This is a genomic window from Nocardioides sp. LHD-245, from assembly GCF_030929495.1.
Lineage (GTDB): Bacteria > Actinomycetota > Actinomycetes > Propionibacteriales > Nocardioidaceae > Nocardioides.
In genome coordinates, this window is the sequence record NZ_JAVFWN010000003.1 from 203,104 (window position 1) to 219,707 (window position 16,604).

The following is a 16,604-nucleotide window of genomic DNA, read 5'->3' on the forward strand; positions in this document are numbered from 1 at the left end:
GCTCTTCAGCCGGTGGACCCGCCTCGGGAGTTCGAGGACGCGGTCGAGGAGATCGAACGGACCGGGTTCGACGAGCTCTGGCTGACCGACTCCTCCCTGCACGCGCGCAATGTGTACGCCTACCTGGCGCTCGCCTCGCGGCACAGCTCCACCCTGCGGCTGGGCACCGCGGTGACCAACCCGGTGACCCGCCACCCCGCGGTGACGGCCACGGCCGCCGCGACCATCGACGAGATCAGCGAAGGTCGCTTCTCGCTGGGGATCGGCGCCGGCGACCGGCCGCTCCTGGCACTGGGGTCCAAGCCGGCGACGCTCGCGCGCCTGGAGTCGTCCATCGACGCGATCCGTCAGCTCTGGACCGGCGAGCACGTGACCCTCGAGGGGGCGGGGTTCAGCCTCGACGACGCCCACATGCGCGTCGCCTCCGACCGTGAGATCCCGATCTACGTCTCCTGCAGCGGTCCCAAGACCCTGGAGCTCGCGGGACGGGTGGCCGACGGGGTCATCCTGCTGGCGGGCCTGCATCCGGAGGGATTGCAGTGGGCGCTCGAGCACATCGACCGGGGCGTCGCCGCGGCCGGCCGGTCGCAGCGACCGAAGATCACGGTGTTCGCCTACGGCGCCGTCGACGAGGACGAGGAGGCGGCCCTGGCCGCCGGCCGGACCATCGCCGCGTGGTTCCCGCAGACCGCCCCGGGCTACTGCGAGATGGCCGGCCTGTCGCGGGAGCTGATCGACAAGGTCCGCGCGATGTACGTCGGCGGCGAGTTCCAGGAGGCCGAGGAGGCCGCGCGTCTGCTGCCCGACGAGTTCGTGCACCGGATGGCTCTCGCCGGCGGCGCGGACCGCGCCCGTGCCCACGTCGAGAACATGCTCGATCTCGGCATCGACTGCATCACGGTCTTCCCGCTGGGGGAGGACCGGTTCGCGACCATGCGCAACTTCAAGGAGGTCTTCGACCAGGTCACGGGGGCGACCCGTGTCTCCTGACCCGGTGCCCGACCGGACCCTCGCGACCGTCCTCGACCAGTGCCTGGGCGTCCGGGGAAGCGAGGAGGTGGTGCTCCTCGTGGACGAGGAGACCGACCCCGTCGTGGTCGAGGCGCTGGTGGGGGGCCTCGACCACCGCGGCTGCGTCGCGGTGGTGACCCGGATGCCTCGCTACGCCGTGCCGGGGAGCGAGCCTCCGGACGCCGTGGCGCGGCTCCTCGACGGCGCCTCGGCGGCCATCGAGCTGACCTCGACGTTCATCGGGTCCAGCCGGGCCCGCCAGCAGGCGACGGCGGGCGGCACCCGCTACCTGTGCATGCCCGGCGTCGTGGCCGACACCTTCCGTCTGGGGGGTCCCCTCGACGTGGACTTCGACGAGCTCCGCTCGGTCACCGAGCGGCTGGCCGAGGCGTGGGCGTCGGCCGACACCTACCGGTTGACCACCCCCGCGGGCACCGACCTGAGCGGCTCGGTGCGGGGCCGGGGCGGACGCGCGTTGTACGGCATCGCCCGCGAGCCGGGCGCCTACATGTGCCCACCGGACGTCGAGTCGGGCACGGCGCCGGTGGAGGGCAGCTCGACGGGTGTCGTGGTGGTCGACGGTGACTTCCTGTTCATGGGGCGCGGTCCGGTCGACGAGCCGGTGGCGCTGCACTTCGCGGACGGCGCGCTCCGCCGGGTCGAGGGCGCCGAGGGGGAGCGGCTGACCTCGATGATCGAGCGGTGCGCGGACGGCCGGATGGAGAACCTGGCCGAGGTCTCCCTCGGCCTGAACCCCAACGGCCGGGTCTGCGGCGTGCCGATGGAGACCGAGTCGACGCTGGGGAGCGCGCACGTCGCACTCGGCAACTCGATCGCCTACGGCGGGACCGTGGACGCGCCGGCCCACCTGGACTGCGTGATGCAGCGGGCCACCCTGGAGCTCGACGGCCGTCCCGTGATGGTCGACGGAATCCTCGTGACCGACAAGTAGAATATTGTATCTCCAATGTGAGATCGTAACGGCCGCCGTGGCCGGTCCGGATCACGAGGAGTCTCGAGGAGGTGCCGACGATGAGCACGACGGAACGCATAGGTGGGGAGCTGCGCCACCTCCAGCTCAAGGACCGGGTGTACGAGCACCTGCGCAACGCGATCATCGGCGGGGACTTCGCCATCGGCGCGGCTCTGCGCGAGGTCGACATCTCGACCTCCCTGGGGGTCAGCAAGACCCCCGTGCGCGAGGCCTTCGTCCGTCTGCAGAAGGACCGCTTCGTCGACCTGATCCCCTACCGCGGCGCGGTGGTCGCCGGCTACAGCAGGCGTGATCTCCGTGAGATGTACGAGGTGCGCGAGCTGCTCGAGGGGCGCTGCGCCGCGCGGGCGGCCGAGGCCGACGACGACCAGCTGCGGGCCGACCTGCAGCGCAACGTCGAGGAGACTCGCCAAGCGGTGGAGGAGGACCGGCTCGAGCGGGTCATCGAGCTCTTCGAGAACTTCGACCGCCTGATCTACTCGGGGTCCGACAACAAGTGGATCAACGACATCATCCACGATCTCGACGGGCACCAGCGGCGGATCGGACGGCTCACCGTGGGCATCCCCGGGCGGATCGAGCACTCCCTGAGCGAGCACGAGAAGATCTGCGCCGCGATCCTCAAGCGTGACGCCGCCGCGGCCGAGAAGCGGATGCGCGCCCATGTGCGGTCGGTGATGACCGATCAGCTGCGGAGCTTCCGCGTCGAGGAGGCCTGAGCCGGCGCTCGCGACGGCCGGCATCGCTCGCCCGCCGCCGCGGATCCGCGTGATCCGGGTGGTGGGCGAGCGCATCGGCGTACCCGGCGCCGGGTCGCGGACGAACGTGGACTGGTCGCCGCAAGCCGTTGACGCAGATCACATGGCCCGCCTAAAGTGGATGTCAGATCTCAGATATTACATGTGAGGATGCGCCATGGTTGCACTGCTCGAGTCAGTAGAGGCGTTCTCGTCCCGGGAGCACCAGCTCTTCATCGGGGGAGAGTTCGTCGCGTCACGTGGAAGCGAACGCATCGACGTCCACGACCCCGCGACGGGAGGCCTGCTGACCACGGTCGCCTCGGCCAACGCCGAGGACGTCGACGCGGCGGTCGCCGCCGCCCGCGCGGCGCTGCCGGGCTGGGCGGCACTGCCCCCGGCCCAGCGCGGCGAGCTGCTGTGGCGGCTCGGTGCGCGCCTGGAGGAGCTCGCCGAGGAGTTCGCCCAGCTCGAGGCCATCGACAACGGCAAGCCCACCTCGGAGTCGCTGGCCGTCGACGTACCGCTCACGGCCGGGCTGTTCAAGTACTACGCGGGCGCGGTGAGCAGGATCGAGGGGCGCACCATCGCGCCCATGGGTGGCGCGAACTTCCACGTCTACACCCGTCGTGAGCCCGTCGGCGTCGTCGGCGCCATCATCCCGTGGAACTTCCCGCTCCTGATGTGCGGCTACAAGCTGGGGCCCTCCCTGGCCGCGGGCAACACCGTCGTGCTCAAGCCCGCCGAGCAGACGCCGCTCGCGGCGCTGCGGCTGGCGGAGGTCCTCGCCGAGGTCGGGTTCCCGCCGGGCGTGGTCAACATCGTCACCGGTCTCGGTCCCTCGGCCGGCGCCCCCCTGGCCGCGCACGGCGACGTCGACAAGGTCACCTTCACCGGGGAGACCTCGACCGGTCAGAAGATCATGGAGGCCGCGAAGGGCAACATGAAGAAGGTGTCGCTGGAGCTCGGCGGCAAGTCGCCGAGCCTGGTCTTCGCGGATGCCGATCTCGACGCGGCGGTCGAGGGCACCTTCGGCGCGGTCTTCTTCAACCAGGGCCAGTGCTGCATCGCCGGTGCGCGGGTCTACGTCCACGACGACATCTACGACGAGTTCACCAAGCGCCTCGTCGATCGGGTCGGTGAGGTCCGCCTGGGCTCCGGCCTCGACCCGCGTACGACGATGGGTCCGCTCGTCAGCGCGGAGCAGCAGGCGCGGGTCAACGGCTACATCAGGTCCGGTCTGGAGGAGGGCGCGAGCATCGCCTCCGACCCCGCCTCCGCGGTCCCCGAGGTCGGCAGCTTCGTCCGCCCGACCGTCTTCACCGACGTCCGCCCCGACATGCGGATCATGCGGGAGGAGATCTTCGGGCCGGTGGCGATGGTCGGCAGGTTCTCCACCGAGGAGCAGGCGATCGCCGCGGCCAACGACACGGCGTACGGGCTCTGCTCGGGTGTCTGGACGCGCGACGTGGCCCGGGTGCACCGGATCGCCGCCGCGATCCACGCGGGGACCGTGTACGCCAACACCTACGGCTACTTCGACCCCGCCGTTCCGTTCGGGGGCTTCAAGATGAGCGGCTTCGGCAAGGAGCTCGGCGAGGAGGCCCTGGACCACTACCTCCAGACCAAGACGGTCTGGGTCAACCTCGACTGAGCACCACCCCTTGCTTGCGAAAGGACAGCCATGAAAGCCGTAGTGATGAGCGCCGACGGGTCATTCGACGTCGAGCAGGTGCAGGAGCCGGACGAGAGCGATCTCGTCCTCGTCGAGGCGCGTGCCGCCGGCATCTGCGGTACCGAGCTCCACATCCTCGACCGCATGCTCGAGCCGCCCGCCTACCCGTTCATCCTCGGTCACGAGGGCGCGGGCGTGGTCCGCTACGTGCCCCCGGGGACCACGGGGCTCGCGGTCGGCGACCGCGTCGCCATCTACAACTTCATCGGCTGCGGACAGTGCCTGTGGTGCCGCACCGGCCGTGAGGAGGTGTGCGCGGACCCGGCCGGCCAGATCGGCTTCACCCAGGACGGCACCTTCCGCGACGTGATCCCGGTGCCCGCCGCGAACCTGATCAAGCTGCCGGACAACGTGACCTTCGAGGACGCCGCCCTGCTCAGCTGCAGCGGGATGACCGCCGTGCACGCGCTGCGCCTCTCGGAGGTCGCTCTCGACGACACGGTCGTCGTCGACGGTGTCGGCGGCGTCGGACTCATGGTGATCCAGGTCGCCCGGGCCGCGGGTGCCCGGGTCATCGCGATCGCCGACGCGGAGGCCAAGGCGGAGCTCGCCCGGGAGGCGGGGGCCGGTGACGTCATCGTCCTCGACGACGCGGGCTACGAGTCGGTGGCCGAGCGCATCAAGGAGGCCACGGACGGGCTCGGCGCCGACCACTTCTTCGAGCTGGTCGGCACCAGCGCCAGCATGCTGGCGGGGATCCGCGGACTCGGCCGGCACGGGAGCGCCGTGATCATCGGCTACACCGGCGAGGATCTGGTGATCAACCCGGTCGAGCTGATCCTCTCGGAGGTCCGAGTGATGGGCTCGGTTGCCGCGGCCAAGCAGGATCTGGAGACGGCGATCGCCCTGGCCGCCCGGGGCCAGCTCTCCGCCCAGATCGACACCAGGTACGGCATCGACGAGGTCGGGACCGGTCTGGATCGCCTGCGCCGGCGCGAGGTCAACGGCCGCAACGTCATCGTCTGGTGAGAGAGATGCCCGAATCCCACACCCCCAGGAGGCTGCGATGAGCAGAATCGTCCTCAACGGCGGCACCGTCCTCACCATGGACGACGACGGGTCCGTGCACCCCGAGGGCCACGTCGTCATCGAACAGGACCGCATCGTCCAGGTGGGCGCGGGCGACGCGCCCAGCCGGTCCGGCGACGTCGTGATCGACACGTCCGGACAGCTGGTCATGCCGGGTCTGGTCGACCTGCACTACCACACCGCGATCGGCAAGGGATACAGCGATCACCTCCCCTTGTGGGAGTACCTCGACACCTGCTGGTACCCGCTGATCCGCAACCTCGACGCCGAGGCGGCCTACTGGGCGGCCGCGGCGAGCTATATGGAGTCGATCCGGTCCGGCGTGACCACGGTCAACGACATGTACCGAAGGCTGCCCGACCTCGCCCGCGCGGCGCGTGACATCGGCATCCGGGCGGTGCTCTCCAACGACGTCGCCCTCGCCGAGCACGATCTCGACACCCTCGAGGACAACCTCGCCGCCCACCGGGAGGTCGACGGCTGGGGCGACGGGAGGATCCAGGTCTACGTCGGGATCGAGTGGCTCCCGCTCGCCGACCCCGGCCTGCTGCGGGACGCGCGGGCACTGGCCGACGAGCTGGACACCGGCATCCACATCCACCTCAACGAGTCGCTCACCGAGGTCCAGGACAGCGTCAAGCGCTTCGGCAAGCGTCCGACGGAGGTGGCCTACGAGGCAGGCCTGCTCGGGCCGGACTGCATCGCCGCGCACTGCGTCTGGCTGTCCGACGTCGAGATCGCCCTCATGCGGGAGACCGGGACGCACATCTCCCACAACCCCAGCTCGAACGCCAAGCTGGGCAACGGGATCGCCCGCCTGCCGGAGATGCTCGAGGCCGGCATCAACGTCGGTCTGGGCCACGACGCGGCCGAGTGCAACAACAGCCGGGACCCCTTCCAGGTGATGAAGTTCGCCTCGCTGATGCACCGGGCCGCGCGTGTGGACCCCAGCCTCCAGCAGGCGCCCGACGTCGTACGGATGGCGACCCGCAACGGCGCGGCCGCGCTCAAGCACGACACCGGTCAGCTGGCCGTGGGACGCAAGGCCGACGTGATCACGCTCGACCTCCGCAACGAGATGTTCACACCGCTGATCCACGGCGACCCGGACCACCTCTACTCCCACCTGGTCTTCAGCGCCAATGGGAGCTGTGTCGACTCCAGCATCATCGACGGCCAGATCGTGATGCGCGAGCGTCGTCTGCTGAACCTCGACCAGGACGAGATCCTGGCGAAGGCGAACGAGGCCTTCCAACGCGTCCTCGACCGCATCCGGCCATGACCGCCGTCGCGGGCGGTGGCGGGAGCCGGTCGATCACGCAACCGTGGCGGGACGACCTGGACCCCGCCGTGCTCGCGACGGCGGTGGGCCGGTGCCTCGGTGAGGTCCTCGAGCTCGCGGACTGGGAGGAGCTCGGCCGCATCACGGGGACGACCGCGTGGATCTGCGGTCACCCGCGACTCCTCAGCTCGCTGACGTTCGGCGAGTCCGACTACCTCGAGCACGTTCGCGACGCCGTCCCGGTGGTGCTCGGAGATCGCCTCGCCGTGCACGGAGGGAGTCCCGCGCGGCGGGCGGACGACCGGAGCCCGACGGTGGGGGAGCGCTTCCCCCACCTCGGGTCGGTCGCCGGATTCGTCGGCCTTCGGGAGTGGCTGGCGCTACGCGATCCCGCGACGTTCGCCCGGCTCTACGCTCCGACGGAGGGTTTCGTCTGGGCCGTCGGCCGAGCACATCCTCCTGCTGCCGACTGAGCCGCCTCAGGCGGCCTTGGCCATCTCCTTCTTCGCGGCGGCGCTCTCCAGGAGGCGCTGCATGACGCGGCGCTTGCGCTTGTCGGCCGTCGTCATCGCGTAGAGCAGCTTGAGCTGGCCGGGCAGGTTCTTCGCGTTGGTCGTCGCGAGCCAGCCGTTCGGGAAGGACAGCCGGATCACCCGGTGCCAGGCGCTCGCGACCTGCTGGGGGAGCGGCGCGGAGTGGTAGTTGAGGCCGTACTTGTCGAAGACGGCGCGCACCTGGGGCGCCACCTCGGCGTACCGGCTGCTGGGCAGGTCGGGGAAGAGGTGGTGCTCGATCTGGTGCGACAGGTTGCCGGTCATGATGTGCATCAGCTTCGAGCCCGAGATGTTGGCGGAGCCCAGCATCTGGCGCAGGTACCACTCGCCGCGGGTCTCCTTCTCCGGGATCGACTTCAGCTCGAAGGTCTCCACGCCCTCGGGGAAGTGGCCGCAGATGATCACCGAGTGCGACCACAGGTTGCGGACCAGGTTGGCGGTGAAGTTGGCGGCGAGGGCCGGCAGGAAGGAACCGGTAGGCAGGGCGAGCGCCGGGTTGACGACGTAGTCCTTGGTCGCCTGCTTGCGGATCTTCTTGAGGGTGTTCTTGAGGCTCCGCGTGAACTCCTCGCTGCGCTTCTCCTTGGGCAGGCGCAGGTTGCGGCCGAGCTCGAGGTCGTACGCCGCGATGCCGTACTCGAAGAAGCAGGCGTTGATGAAGTTCCACAGCGGCTGCGCGAGATAGAGCGGGTACCAGCGCTGCTCCTCGTCGACGCGCATGATGCCGTAGCCGAGGTCGTTGTCCTTGCCGACGATATTCGTGTAGGTGTGGTGCACCTCGTTGTGCGAGTGCTTCCAGCCCTCGGCGGTCGACGCGTTGTCCCACTCCCAGGTGGTCGAGTGGATCTTCGGGTCACGCATCCAGTCCCACTGGCCGTGCATGACGTTGTGGCCGATCTCCATGTTCTCGAGGATCTTCGCCACCGACAGGCCGGCCGTGCCGAGCAGCCAGGCCGGCGGGAAGGCGCTGACCAGCAGCACCGCGCGGGAGCCCAGCTCGAGCTTGCGCTGCACGTCGACCATCCTGCGGATGTACGCCGCGTCCTTCTCGCCACGTGCGTCGAGCACCTGCTGGCGGATGGCGTCGAGCTCGGCGCCGAGCGCCTCGACGTCCTCGGCGGACAGGTGCGCGATGGGGTTCTCGGTCTTGTTGGTGATCGTCGTCATGGGGATGGCTCCTTCAGGGGGTGGGAGTCAGTGGTCTCAGTGGTCGAGGGTGCAGTCGCCGGCGGCGGCGCTGATGCAGGTCTGGATCTTCACGCCGTCGGGGTGGGTCTCGCCGGGGACGGCGACGGTGAGCTCACCGTTGCGCAGGTCGCGGACGACGCCGGACTTCATGGGCAGCACGCAGCCCATGCAGATGCCCATCCGGCAGCCGCTCGGCATGAGCACGCCGGCCGACTCGGCGGCGTCGAGGATCGGGACGGTGCCGTCGGTCTCGACGCTCACGGCGGACGCGCCGGCGAAGGTGAGGGTGCCGCCCCCCGCGCCGATCGCGGCCACGTCGACCAGGGTCGGGCGGAAGCGCTCGGTGTGCAGCGTGAGCCGCCGCTCGTCGTAGTAGGCCTCGAGCGTGTCGAGGAGGCCCGCGGGGCCGCAGGCGTACGCCGCGCGCTCGGCCAGGTCGGGGACCTCGGCCTCGAGGTCGGCGGTGGTGAGCAGGCCGTCGGTGTCGGTGTGCCGCTCGATCAGGCGCAGCCGGCCGGCGTCCGCATGGGCGCGGAGCTCGGCGCCGAAGATGACCTCGTCGCGCTGCATCGCCGAGTGCACGAGCACGATGTCGTAGGCGGCCTTCGCCTCGGCGGCGTGGCGCGAGTAGAGGTTGCGCAGCATCCCGATGACCGGGGTGATGCCGGAGCCGGCGGTGACGAGCAGCAGCTTCTGGCGGCGGCCGGACTGCGGCGGCGTGAGCACGAAGTCGCCCTCCGCCTGGGCCAGGTGGAGCATCTGGCCGGCGCGGGCGCCCCGGACCAGGTGCTGCGAGACCGCGCCGCCGGGGATCGCCTTGACGGTGATCGAGATGTGGCCGTCGCGGCGCGGGCCGTGGGTCAGCGAGTAGGTGCGCCACAGGCGGGTGCCGTCGACGTCGACGCCGACCCGGACGTACTGCCCCGGGATGTGGCCGGCCCAGTCGCGACCCGGCTTGATCACCAGGGTCGCAGCGTCGGCGGTCTCCTTCTCGACGGTGACGATCCGGCCCTGGAGGCCGGTCGCGGCGCCGGTGCGGAGGGGGGCGAAGTGGTCGAGCAGGTCGTCGACGCTCAGCGGCGTCACGGCTGCGTCGAGGAGCGAGCGGAGGCCGGCGCGGAGGCGTCCGGTCCGGGCGGCCGCGTCGGGGGCGGCGGTCGTCGTACTCACATCTCTAGAGTCCCAGTCGGGGCGGTTAAACTCATGACCTCAGCCGGTGAATCCACCTGCCGGTTTTGTTCGACAGGGACAAAGAGGGGGCGAGATGTCGCGTCGGGTGCTGCGCCAGGCCGGGCCGGACGAGCGGGTCCTGCTCCCGCCGGCCACGGTATCCGCGATCCGGGCCGAGCTCGCGGCCGTCGCCGACGACGTCGTCGACCAGATCATCCGCGACGTCCCCGCCTATGAGGACGCCTTCGGCGGCCCGATGGGCGAGACGATCCGCGGCGCGGTCCAGGTCGCGCTCGGCGGCTTCCTCTCGCTGACCAGCGACCGACGCGGGCCCGACGCGCTCGCGCCGCGGGCGTCCGCGGTCGACGGCGCGTACCAGCTCGGCCGGGGCGAGGCGCGCAGCGGGCGCAGCACCGACGCCCTGCTCTCAGCCTTCCGGATCGGTGCTCGGGTGTGCTGGCAGCGGCTCTCCGCCCGCGCGGTCGAGGAGGGGATGGAGCCCGCGACCATGGCCTCCTTCGCCGCCCTGGTCTTCGCCTACATCGACGAGCTGTCCGCGGCCTGTGTCGCGGGCCACCAGGACGAGACCGCGACCGAGGGCCGGGTCCGGCAGCGGATGATGGAGCGGCTGGCCCGCCAGCTCCTGACCGGAGCGCCCGAGGCGAGCGTCCTGGCGGCCGCCGAACGGGCGGAGTGGGCGCCGCCCGCGACCCTGACCGCGGTCATCGTCCCCGAGTCCCGGGCCGGCGCGCTGCAGCAGTCCCTGCGGCGGGGCACCATCCAGGCCAGTGACCTGCCCGAGCTCGACGGTGCCGCGCTGCTGCTCGTGCCCGACGCCCACGACCGCAGGCGGCCGACCCTCCTGCGGTCGGTGCAGGGTCGCGACTGCGTCGTCGGGCCGCCGCGTGCGTGGCTGGAGGTGCGCTCGTCGTACGACCGCGCGGTGCGGGCCCGCGACCTCGGCCTGGCCGGCGACACGGAGGCGCACCTGCCGCGGTTGGTGCTGACCGCCGACCCGGCCGCGCTCGCCGACCTCCGGTCCCGGGTCCTCGCGCCACTCGACGACCTGCGTCCCGCCACCGCCGCCAAGCTGCGCGAGACGCTGCGTGCCTGGCTGCTCCACCAGGGCCGGCGCGACGAGGTGGCGGCGGCGCTGTTCGTGCACCCACAGACGATCCGCTACCGGATGACGCAGGTCCGCGAGCTGTACGGCGACCGACTCGAGGAGCCCGACACCGTGCTCGCGCTCACCATCGCCCTCGGTGTCGAGGAGCGCTGATCAGCCGGTCGGGGACGGCGTCACCGGCTCGGCGGGTGCCGGCCACGGCCCGGATTGAATCCACCACAGAAAACCGCGCCGACCCGGCGCAGATTGAACAGCAGGAGTTCAATCTGCGCCGGGTCGGCGGTGTTCTGAGTTCAATCTGCGACGGGTCGGTCAGGATTGCAGAGTCTGGATCGCCTCGTGGATCGCGAGCGTGCGCTCGGCGGACTCGACATGGAGGCTCTCGACCATCTTGCCGTTGTAGGTGACGACGCCGGTTGCCCCACCGAGAGCACTCCGTCCGTCCTCCCAGGCCTGGATCAGCCCGCGGGCGTCCTCGACGGCCTGCTCGCTGGGGGCGAAGCCGGCGTTGGCGCCCTCGACCTGGCCGGGGTGGATCAGGGTCTTGCCGTCGAAGCCCATCTGGCGGCCCTGCTCGATCTCGGCGAGGAAGCCGTCGATGTTCTTCACGTCGTTGTAGACGCCGTCGATGATCACGATGCCGGCAGCGCGAGCCGCGAGCAGGGCGAGGCCGAGGCCGGTGATCACGGGCCGGCGGCCGGGGACGTGCTCGGCGTACAGCTCCTTGACCAGGTCGTTGGTGCCCATCACGAAGCCGGTGAGCCGGTCCGAGGCCTGGGCGATCGCGAGCGCGTTGAGCATGCCGATCGGGGTCTCGACCATCGCCCACAGGGTGGTCTTCGCGGGGGCGCCCGCAGCGTCGAGGGCGGCGACGAGCTGGTGGACCTCCTCGGCGGAGTTCACCTTGGGCACGAGTACGACGTCGGGGCCGGCCGCGGCGGCGGCGCGGATGTCGTCGTCGTGCCACTCGGTGCCGATGCCGTTGACCCGGATGACCAGGTGACGGCGGCCGTACTCACCGGACTGCACGGCGGCGGCGGCGGACGCCCGGGCGGCGACCTTGGCGTCGGGGGCGACGGCGTCCTCGAGGTCGAAGATGATCGCGTCGGCGGGCAGCGTCTTGGCCTTCTCCAGCGCCCGCTCGTTGGAGCTGGGCATGTAGAGGACGGAGCGCAGCGGCTTGAACGCGGTGGACTCGGGGCGAGACATCAGGCCTCCTCGGGGGCGGGAATGGCGTCGTACATCGCCTTCAGGTCGGGGTCGATCGCGGCGAGCTGCTCGGCGAGCTCGACCTGCACCAGGCACTGCTTGAGGGAGGCGTCGTCCTCCATCTTGCCGTCGATCATGACCGCGCCGGTGCCGTCGCCCATCGCGGCGACCACGCGGCGGGCGTGGGCGATGTCCTCAGGCGAAGGCGCGAACACCTTGTTGGCGATCTTGATCTGCGCGGGGTGCAGCGACCAGGCGCCGACGCAGCCGAGCAGGAAGGCGTTGCGGAACTGGTCCTCGCAGGCGACCGTGTCCTTGATGTCGCCGAACGGGCCCCAGTAGGCGTAGATCCCGTGGGTCACGCACGCGTCGACCATCCGGGCGATCGTGTAGTGGTAGAGGTCCTGCTGGTACGTCGTGCGCGCGGCGTCGTAGGCGAAGCCGCCGTCGTCGGTGCGCGGGGCGTCGGCGCGGACGAGGTAGCCCGGGTGTGGGCCGCCGACGCGGGTGGTCTTCATCCGGCGGTCCGCGGCGAGGTCGGCCGGGCCCAGGGAGAGGCCCTGCATGCGCGGGGAGGCACCGCAGATCTCCTCGATGTTGGCGACGCCGCGGGCGGTCTCCAAGATCGCGTGGATCAGGATCGGCTTGGTGATCCCGCCCTTCGCCTCGAGCTGCGCGAGGATCCGGTCGACGTAGTGGATGTCCTCGGCGCCCTGCACCTTGGGGACCATGATCACGTCGAGCTTCTCGCCGATGGCGGGGACGAGGGTGGTGAGGTCGTCGAGCACCCACGGGCTGTCGAGCGCGTTGATGCGCGTCCAGAGCTGGGTGGGACCGAAGTCGGTCTCCTGGGCGATCTTCACCAGCCCCTCGCGCGCGGCGACCTTGTTGTCGGCCTTGATCGCGTCCTCGAGGTTGCCCAGCAGCACGTCCACGGTGCCGACCATCGCGGGGACCTTGGCGGCCATCTTCGCGTTGCTGGGATCGAAGAAGTGGATCGCGCGGCTCGGCCGGGCGGGGATCTCGCGCAGCGGCTGGGGCGCACCCACCGCCAGCGGTCGGAAGAAGTCCTTGGCGCTCTTGTGGCTCACGTCGGCTGAACCTACCCGTGAGACCTGCCGTCCGGGTATGACGGATGTCTCGCGAGACGCGCCGGATGACCTGATCCCGGGAAGCGAGCAGGCTAGCGCCGGCGCCGCCACCAGCGTCGCCGCTGGGGCGCGGCGGCCGAGGTCGTCGTACGCCGGACGGCCCGGCGCTCCCGCCAGGCCGCGAGCGTCGCGTCGACGTCGCGGGGCATGGTGATCAGCGGCGGCCCGTCGACCGGGGTGTAGCGGGCCCGGATGACCCGGGCGTTGAAGTCCTCGACGAACGCCCGGGCCTCGCGCTCGGACCCCAACGCGTCGAGGGCGGCGTCGAGCTCGGCGTCGTCCTTGCGGAGCTGGAGTGCGGGCGGGAGGACGGTGATCCGCTCCCGCTCGACGAGCCGCTTCACCCACCAGTCCGGGTCGTGCGTGGTCCCGAGGTCGGGAATCGGCTTGCCGGCGCCGGGCAGGTCGTCGAAGTCGCCGCGCTCCATCGCCTGGCGGACCTGGAGGTCGACCCAGGTCTGCTGCTGCTCGATCCGGGCGCGGGCGGCTGCCTTCCCCGCCCTCGGGTCCGGCTGGTGCTCCGACCGGGGATCCGGCGCCGGCTGCTCCTCCATGCCTCCACTATGCCCCGAAGGGCCTTGTGCCCCCGCCCGGTCAGGCGCATGGTGGAGACATGCACGCGCGGGTGGGCGACCGTCTGGTCGTCGAGGGGCGGACGGTCTCGATGCACCGCCGCGAGGCCGAGGTGCTCGAGGTGCGCGGAGCGGACGGCGGGCCGCCCTATCTCGTGCGCTGGGAGGACGGGCACGAGTCCCTGGCCTTTCCCGGGCCCGACGCGCACGTGGTGCCCGCCCCGACCTGACCGGCCCTGCTCAGGCGGGCCGCAGGAAGTCGGCGACCAGTGGTGCCAGCACGTCGGCGCTGGTGACCAGCCCGAGGTGCCCGTCGGCGTACACGTGCAGCCGGGCGCGAGGGATCAGCCGCGCCATGATCCGGGCGTTGGCGAGCGGGATGATCGGGTCGTCGTCGCCGGCGAGGATCAGGGTCGGCTGCCGGAGGAAGGGCAGGCCGGGCAGGCTCGACCAGCCGGCGCCGGCGAGCAGTTGGAGCAGGTAGCCGCGCCGCGAGCCGACGCGGGAGTGCGCGTGCATGAGGCCGCGTACGTCGTCGGGCCGGTCGCGCATCCGGCCGCCGTAGAGCTCGGCGGCGACCTGGACGGCGTAGTCGGCGTCGCGGTAGCGCTGGGGTGTCACCATCTTGCGCAGCACGCCCGGGGCAGCGGGGACCATCAGCGAGCCGGTGGCCGTGCTCACGAGCACGAGGCGGCGGCAGCGACGGGGCTGCTGGAAGGCGACCTGCTGGGCGAGCCCGCCACCCCACGAGATGCCGAGGACGTCGTACTCGTCGAAGCCGAGCCGGGTCATCATCGCCCCGACGCCCAGCGCGAGCAGCGGGAAGTTGTAGGGCAGCCTGGGGTCGGGCGAGCCGCCGACGCCGGGTACGTCGAAGCGGACCACCCCGATCCGCGGGTCGAGCGCGTCGACGAACGGCTGCAGCAGGTCGAGGCTGGCCCCGATGCCGTTGCAGAGCAGGAGTGGGGGTCCGGGCTCGGTGCCGGGGCGGACGGCCGCCCGGATCTCGTGCCCGAGAACGGTGAGCCGGCGCAGACCGAGTTCCAACGCGGGTGACCTCACTTGTCGAAGACGTAGGTGCCGGGCGCCTCGGCCAGCGGCTGCAGGCGGGTCGAGCCGAGCTCCTGGGACGCCGGCCGGAGGTCGCCGCAGCGCTGGTCGAGCCACCCCGAGACGTCGTTCCACCACGAGCCCTGGTGGGCCTGGGCCCCGGTGAGCCAGGCGCGAGCGTCGGTGCCGTGGTCGTCGTTGGTGTGGAAGCTCGCCTTCGGGTTGTCCGGCGGGTTGACCAGCGCCGCGATGTGACCGCTGGTGGACAGGATGAACCGGGTGGTCCCGGCGAAGAGCTGGGTGGTGCGGTAGCAGTTCTCCCAGGGCGTGATGTGGTCGGCGATCCCGGCGACGATGTAGCTGTCGACGGTGACCCTGCCGAGGTCGATCGGCTGGCCGAGGACCGTGAGGGCGTCGGCCCGGGTGAGCTGGTTCTCGACCGCCAGGTCGACGAAGTCGGCATGGAGGCCGGCCGGCATCCGGGTGGTGTCGGCGTTCCAGAACAGGATGTCGAACGCCGGGGGCCGCTTGCCGAGCAGATAGTTGTTGACCCAGTAGTTCCAGATCAGGTCGCTGGGCCGCAGCCACGCGAACACCTCGGCCAGCGCCCGGCCGTCGAGGAAGCCCGTCCGTGCCGAGCGCGCCTTGGCCAGCGCGGCCATCCGTGGGTCGCTGAGCGCTCCGACCGCGCCGGCGTCGTGGTTGTCGATCACGGTCACGGCGAGGACGACGCCGGCGAGGCGGTCCTGGCGACCGATGCCCGCGAGGTACGCCGCGGTGATGCTGGCGAGGATGCCGCCCGAGCAGATCCCGGCGAGCATGGTCCGCGCGCTGCCGGTGATCTCCTCGACGGCGTCGAGGGCCTCGAGGATCGCGCCGACGTAGGCGTCGAAGCCCCATGCCGCGTGCCGGGTGTCCGGGTTGCGCCAGGAGAGGACGAACATCTGGCGGTTGCTCCGCGCGCTGAACTCCACCAGGCTGCGGCCGGGCGAGAGGTCGATCGCGTAGAACTTGTTGATCGTCGGCGGCACGATCAGCACCGGGACCTCGCTGACCTCGTCGCACTGCGGCACGTACTGGATCAGCTCCAGCACCTCGTTGCGGAAGACGACGGCGCCCGGCGTCGCGGCGATGTTCTCGCCGAGGGTGAAGCCGGAGGTGTCGACCATCTCGGGCACCCGTGGCGCCGACGCGAGGTCCTTGACCAGCTGGGTGCCGCCGCGGACCAGGCTCAGGCCGGCGGTGTCGATGACGGCCTTCGCCGACGCCGGGTTGACCAGCGGCACGTTGCTCGGCGCGATCGCCTCGACGAGGTTCTCCACCAGGAAGCGGACCCGCTTGCGGTCGCGCGGGTCGAGCTCGGCGTCGTCGACGAGCTGGTCGACGGTGCGGCCGCTCGCGAGGTAGACCTGCACCAGGCGGCGCAGCAGCGGGTTCTCGGCCCAGCCCTGGTCGGTGAAGCGGCGGTCGCCGCGCTTGGGCGTGACGTCCGACGTACCGACGACGACCTTGGCCGTCTCGCCGGCGAGGGCACCCAGGCGACGGGCGGTGGTCCGCGGACGGCGGGCGAGGGAGACGGCCCATCGGGTGGTGGACAGATCGGGCAGGAAGCGGCGGACCGGGCCGAGGGCGGCGTCGACGAGGAGTACGTCGAGCGGAGCGGCGGCGTCGGCCAGGCGAGTGGTGGTCGAGGAGCTCATGCGCCAAGAGTCCGTCGCGAGGCGGGCCCGGCGCTTCGGCTGTCGGCACCGACTTTCCCCGGCTTCGTGTGTGCGCATGCACAACGGGAGCCCTAC

General features: G+C 71.2%; 16 protein-coding genes. 9 read left to right on the plus strand and 7 right to left on the minus strand.

Features of this window, described 5'->3' with window-relative positions; translation table 11 throughout:
- Positions 1 to 12 precede the first annotated feature (12 nt).
- The 7 genes from RB608_RS06025 to RB608_RS06055 all read left to right on the plus strand — a co-directional run bounded on the left by RB608_RS06025 (position 13) and on the right by RB608_RS06055 (position 7,261).
- The gene (locus tag RB608_RS06025) at positions 13 to 990 is read left to right on the plus strand and encodes an LLM class flavin-dependent oxidoreductase (protein WP_308086907.1); all 978 of its coding nucleotides are present in this window, start codon (positions 13 to 15) and stop codon (positions 988 to 990) included.
- Between the two features lie 4 nt (positions 991 to 994).
- Positions 995 to 1,963, plus strand: coding sequence for a hypothetical protein (locus tag RB608_RS06030; RefSeq protein ID WP_308086908.1), 969 nt, complete (start codon positions 995 to 997; stop codon positions 1,961 to 1,963).
- A gap of 80 nt (positions 1,964 to 2,043) precedes the next feature.
- Positions 2,044 to 2,724, plus strand: coding sequence for a GntR family transcriptional regulator (locus tag RB608_RS06035; protein ID WP_308086909.1), 681 nt, complete (start codon positions 2,044 to 2,046; stop codon positions 2,722 to 2,724).
- Positions 2,725 to 2,920: 196 nt separating this feature from the next.
- Entirely contained in the window at positions 2,921 to 4,396 is a 1,476-nt protein-coding gene (locus tag RB608_RS06040) for an aldehyde dehydrogenase family protein (RefSeq protein ID WP_308086910.1), read from the plus strand.
- Positions 4,397 to 4,426: 30 nt separating this feature from the next.
- A complete protein-coding gene (locus tag RB608_RS06045; protein WP_308086911.1) occupies positions 4,427 to 5,446 on the plus strand; it encodes an alcohol dehydrogenase catalytic domain-containing protein in 1,020 nt (339 codons plus the stop codon).
- 37 nt (positions 5,447 to 5,483) lie between these two features.
- Positions 5,484 to 6,788: an amidohydrolase gene (locus RB608_RS06050; protein ID WP_308086912.1), complete on the plus strand. Its 1,305-nt coding sequence runs from the start codon at positions 5,484 to 5,486 to the stop codon at positions 6,786 to 6,788.
- Positions 6,785 to 7,261: a hypothetical protein gene (locus RB608_RS06055; RefSeq protein WP_308086913.1), complete on the plus strand. Its 477-nt coding sequence runs from the start codon at positions 6,785 to 6,787 to the stop codon at positions 7,259 to 7,261. Before RB608_RS06050 ends, RB608_RS06055 begins: the two co-directional genes overlap by 4 nt.
- A 6-nt stretch (positions 7,262 to 7,267) precedes the next feature.
- On the opposite strand, the gene RB608_RS06060 is transcribed toward RB608_RS06055, so the two are convergent.
- Together RB608_RS06060 and RB608_RS06065 are read right to left on the minus strand one after the other, a co-directional pair.
- Entirely contained in the window at positions 7,268 to 8,509 is a 1,242-nt protein-coding gene (locus RB608_RS06060) for an acyl-CoA desaturase (protein WP_308086914.1), read from the minus strand.
- Between the two features lie 36 nt (positions 8,510 to 8,545).
- Entirely contained in the window at positions 8,546 to 9,700 is a 1,155-nt protein-coding gene (locus RB608_RS06065; protein ID WP_308086915.1) for a ferredoxin reductase, read from the minus strand.
- Positions 9,701 to 9,794: 94 nt separating this feature from the next.
- On the opposite strand from RB608_RS06065, the gene RB608_RS06070 reads away from it, so the two are divergent.
- Positions 9,795 to 10,979 carry a helix-turn-helix domain-containing protein gene (locus RB608_RS06070; protein ID WP_308086916.1) on the plus strand — a complete coding sequence of 395 codons (1,185 nt, stop codon included), beginning with the start codon at positions 9,795 to 9,797 and terminating at the stop codon, positions 10,977 to 10,979.
- Positions 10,980 to 11,138: 159 nt separating this feature from the next.
- Here the strand turns inward: RB608_RS06070 and RB608_RS06075 are convergent, their stop codons facing one another.
- From RB608_RS06075 to RB608_RS06085, 3 genes are all read right to left on the minus strand, one after another.
- Positions 11,139 to 12,035: a CoA ester lyase gene (locus RB608_RS06075; RefSeq protein WP_308086917.1), complete on the minus strand. Its 897-nt coding sequence runs from the start codon at positions 12,033 to 12,035 to the stop codon at positions 11,139 to 11,141.
- The gene (locus RB608_RS06080; protein WP_308086918.1) at positions 12,035 to 13,126 is read right to left on the minus strand and encodes a CoA ester lyase; all 1,092 of its coding nucleotides are present in this window, start codon (positions 13,124 to 13,126) and stop codon (positions 12,035 to 12,037) included. The genes RB608_RS06075 and RB608_RS06080 overlap by 1 nt, the downstream gene beginning before the upstream one ends.
- 92 nt (positions 13,127 to 13,218) lie before the next feature.
- Positions 13,219 to 13,740 (minus strand): DUF1992 domain-containing protein, encoded by a 522-nt coding sequence (locus RB608_RS06085; protein ID WP_308086919.1) that lies wholly within the window; start codon positions 13,738 to 13,740, stop codon positions 13,219 to 13,221.
- A gap of 59 nt (positions 13,741 to 13,799) precedes the next feature.
- Here RB608_RS06085 and RB608_RS06090 point away from each other — a divergent pair, with 59 nt between their 5' ends.
- Positions 13,800 to 13,988, plus strand: a complete 189-nt coding sequence (locus tag RB608_RS06090; RefSeq protein ID WP_308086920.1) for a DUF1918 domain-containing protein — start codon at positions 13,800 to 13,802, stop codon at positions 13,986 to 13,988.
- Positions 13,989 to 13,998: 10 nt separating this feature from the next.
- Here the strand turns inward: RB608_RS06090 and phaZ are convergent, their stop codons facing one another.
- Positions 13,999 to 14,805, minus strand: coding sequence for a poly(3-hydroxyalkanoate) depolymerase (phaZ, locus tag RB608_RS06095; RefSeq protein ID WP_308086921.1), 807 nt, complete (start codon positions 14,803 to 14,805; stop codon positions 13,999 to 14,001).
- Positions 14,806 to 14,816: 11 nt separating this feature from the next.
- Positions 14,817 to 16,508, minus strand: coding sequence for an alpha/beta fold hydrolase (locus RB608_RS06100; protein WP_308086922.1), 1,692 nt, complete (start codon positions 16,506 to 16,508; stop codon positions 14,817 to 14,819).
- Positions 16,509 to 16,604 lie beyond the last annotated feature (96 nt).

What these genes read in the sequence shown, in the direction of transcription:
- RB608_RS06050 (WP_308086912.1), top strand. Translation starts at nt 5,484, where the DNA reads ATGAGCAGAATCGTCCTCAACGGCGGCACCGTCCTCACCATGGACGAC.
- RB608_RS06035 (WP_308086909.1), top strand. Translation starts at nt 2,044, where the DNA reads ATGAGCACGACGGAACGCATAGGTGGGGAGCTGCGCCACCTCCAGCTC.
- RB608_RS06075 (WP_308086917.1), bottom strand. Translation starts at nt 12,035, where the DNA reads ATGTCTCGCCCCGAGTCCACCGCGTTCAAGCCGCTGCGCTCCGTCCTC.
- RB608_RS06060 (WP_308086914.1), bottom strand. Translation starts at nt 8,509, where the DNA reads ATGACGACGATCACCAACAAGACCGAGAACCCCATCGCGCACCTGTCC.
- RB608_RS06045 (WP_308086911.1), top strand. Translation starts at nt 4,427, where the DNA reads ATGAAAGCCGTAGTGATGAGCGCCGACGGGTCATTCGACGTCGAGCAG.
- RB608_RS06090 (WP_308086920.1), top strand. Translation starts at nt 13,800, where the DNA reads ATGCACGCGCGGGTGGGCGACCGTCTGGTCGTCGAGGGGCGGACGGTC.
- RB608_RS06055 (WP_308086913.1), top strand. Translation starts at nt 6,785, where the DNA reads ATGACCGCCGTCGCGGGCGGTGGCGGGAGCCGGTCGATCACGCAACCG.
- RB608_RS06085 (WP_308086919.1), bottom strand. Translation starts at nt 13,740, where the DNA reads ATGGAGGAGCAGCCGGCGCCGGATCCCCGGTCGGAGCACCAGCCGGAC.
- RB608_RS06100 (WP_308086922.1), bottom strand. Translation starts at nt 16,508, where the DNA reads ATGAGCTCCTCGACCACCACTCGCCTGGCCGACGCCGCCGCTCCGCTC.
- RB608_RS06040 (WP_308086910.1), top strand. Translation starts at nt 2,921, where the DNA reads ATGGTTGCACTGCTCGAGTCAGTAGAGGCGTTCTCGTCCCGGGAGCAC.
- RB608_RS06070 (WP_308086916.1), top strand. Translation starts at nt 9,795, where the DNA reads ATGTCGCGTCGGGTGCTGCGCCAGGCCGGGCCGGACGAGCGGGTCCTG.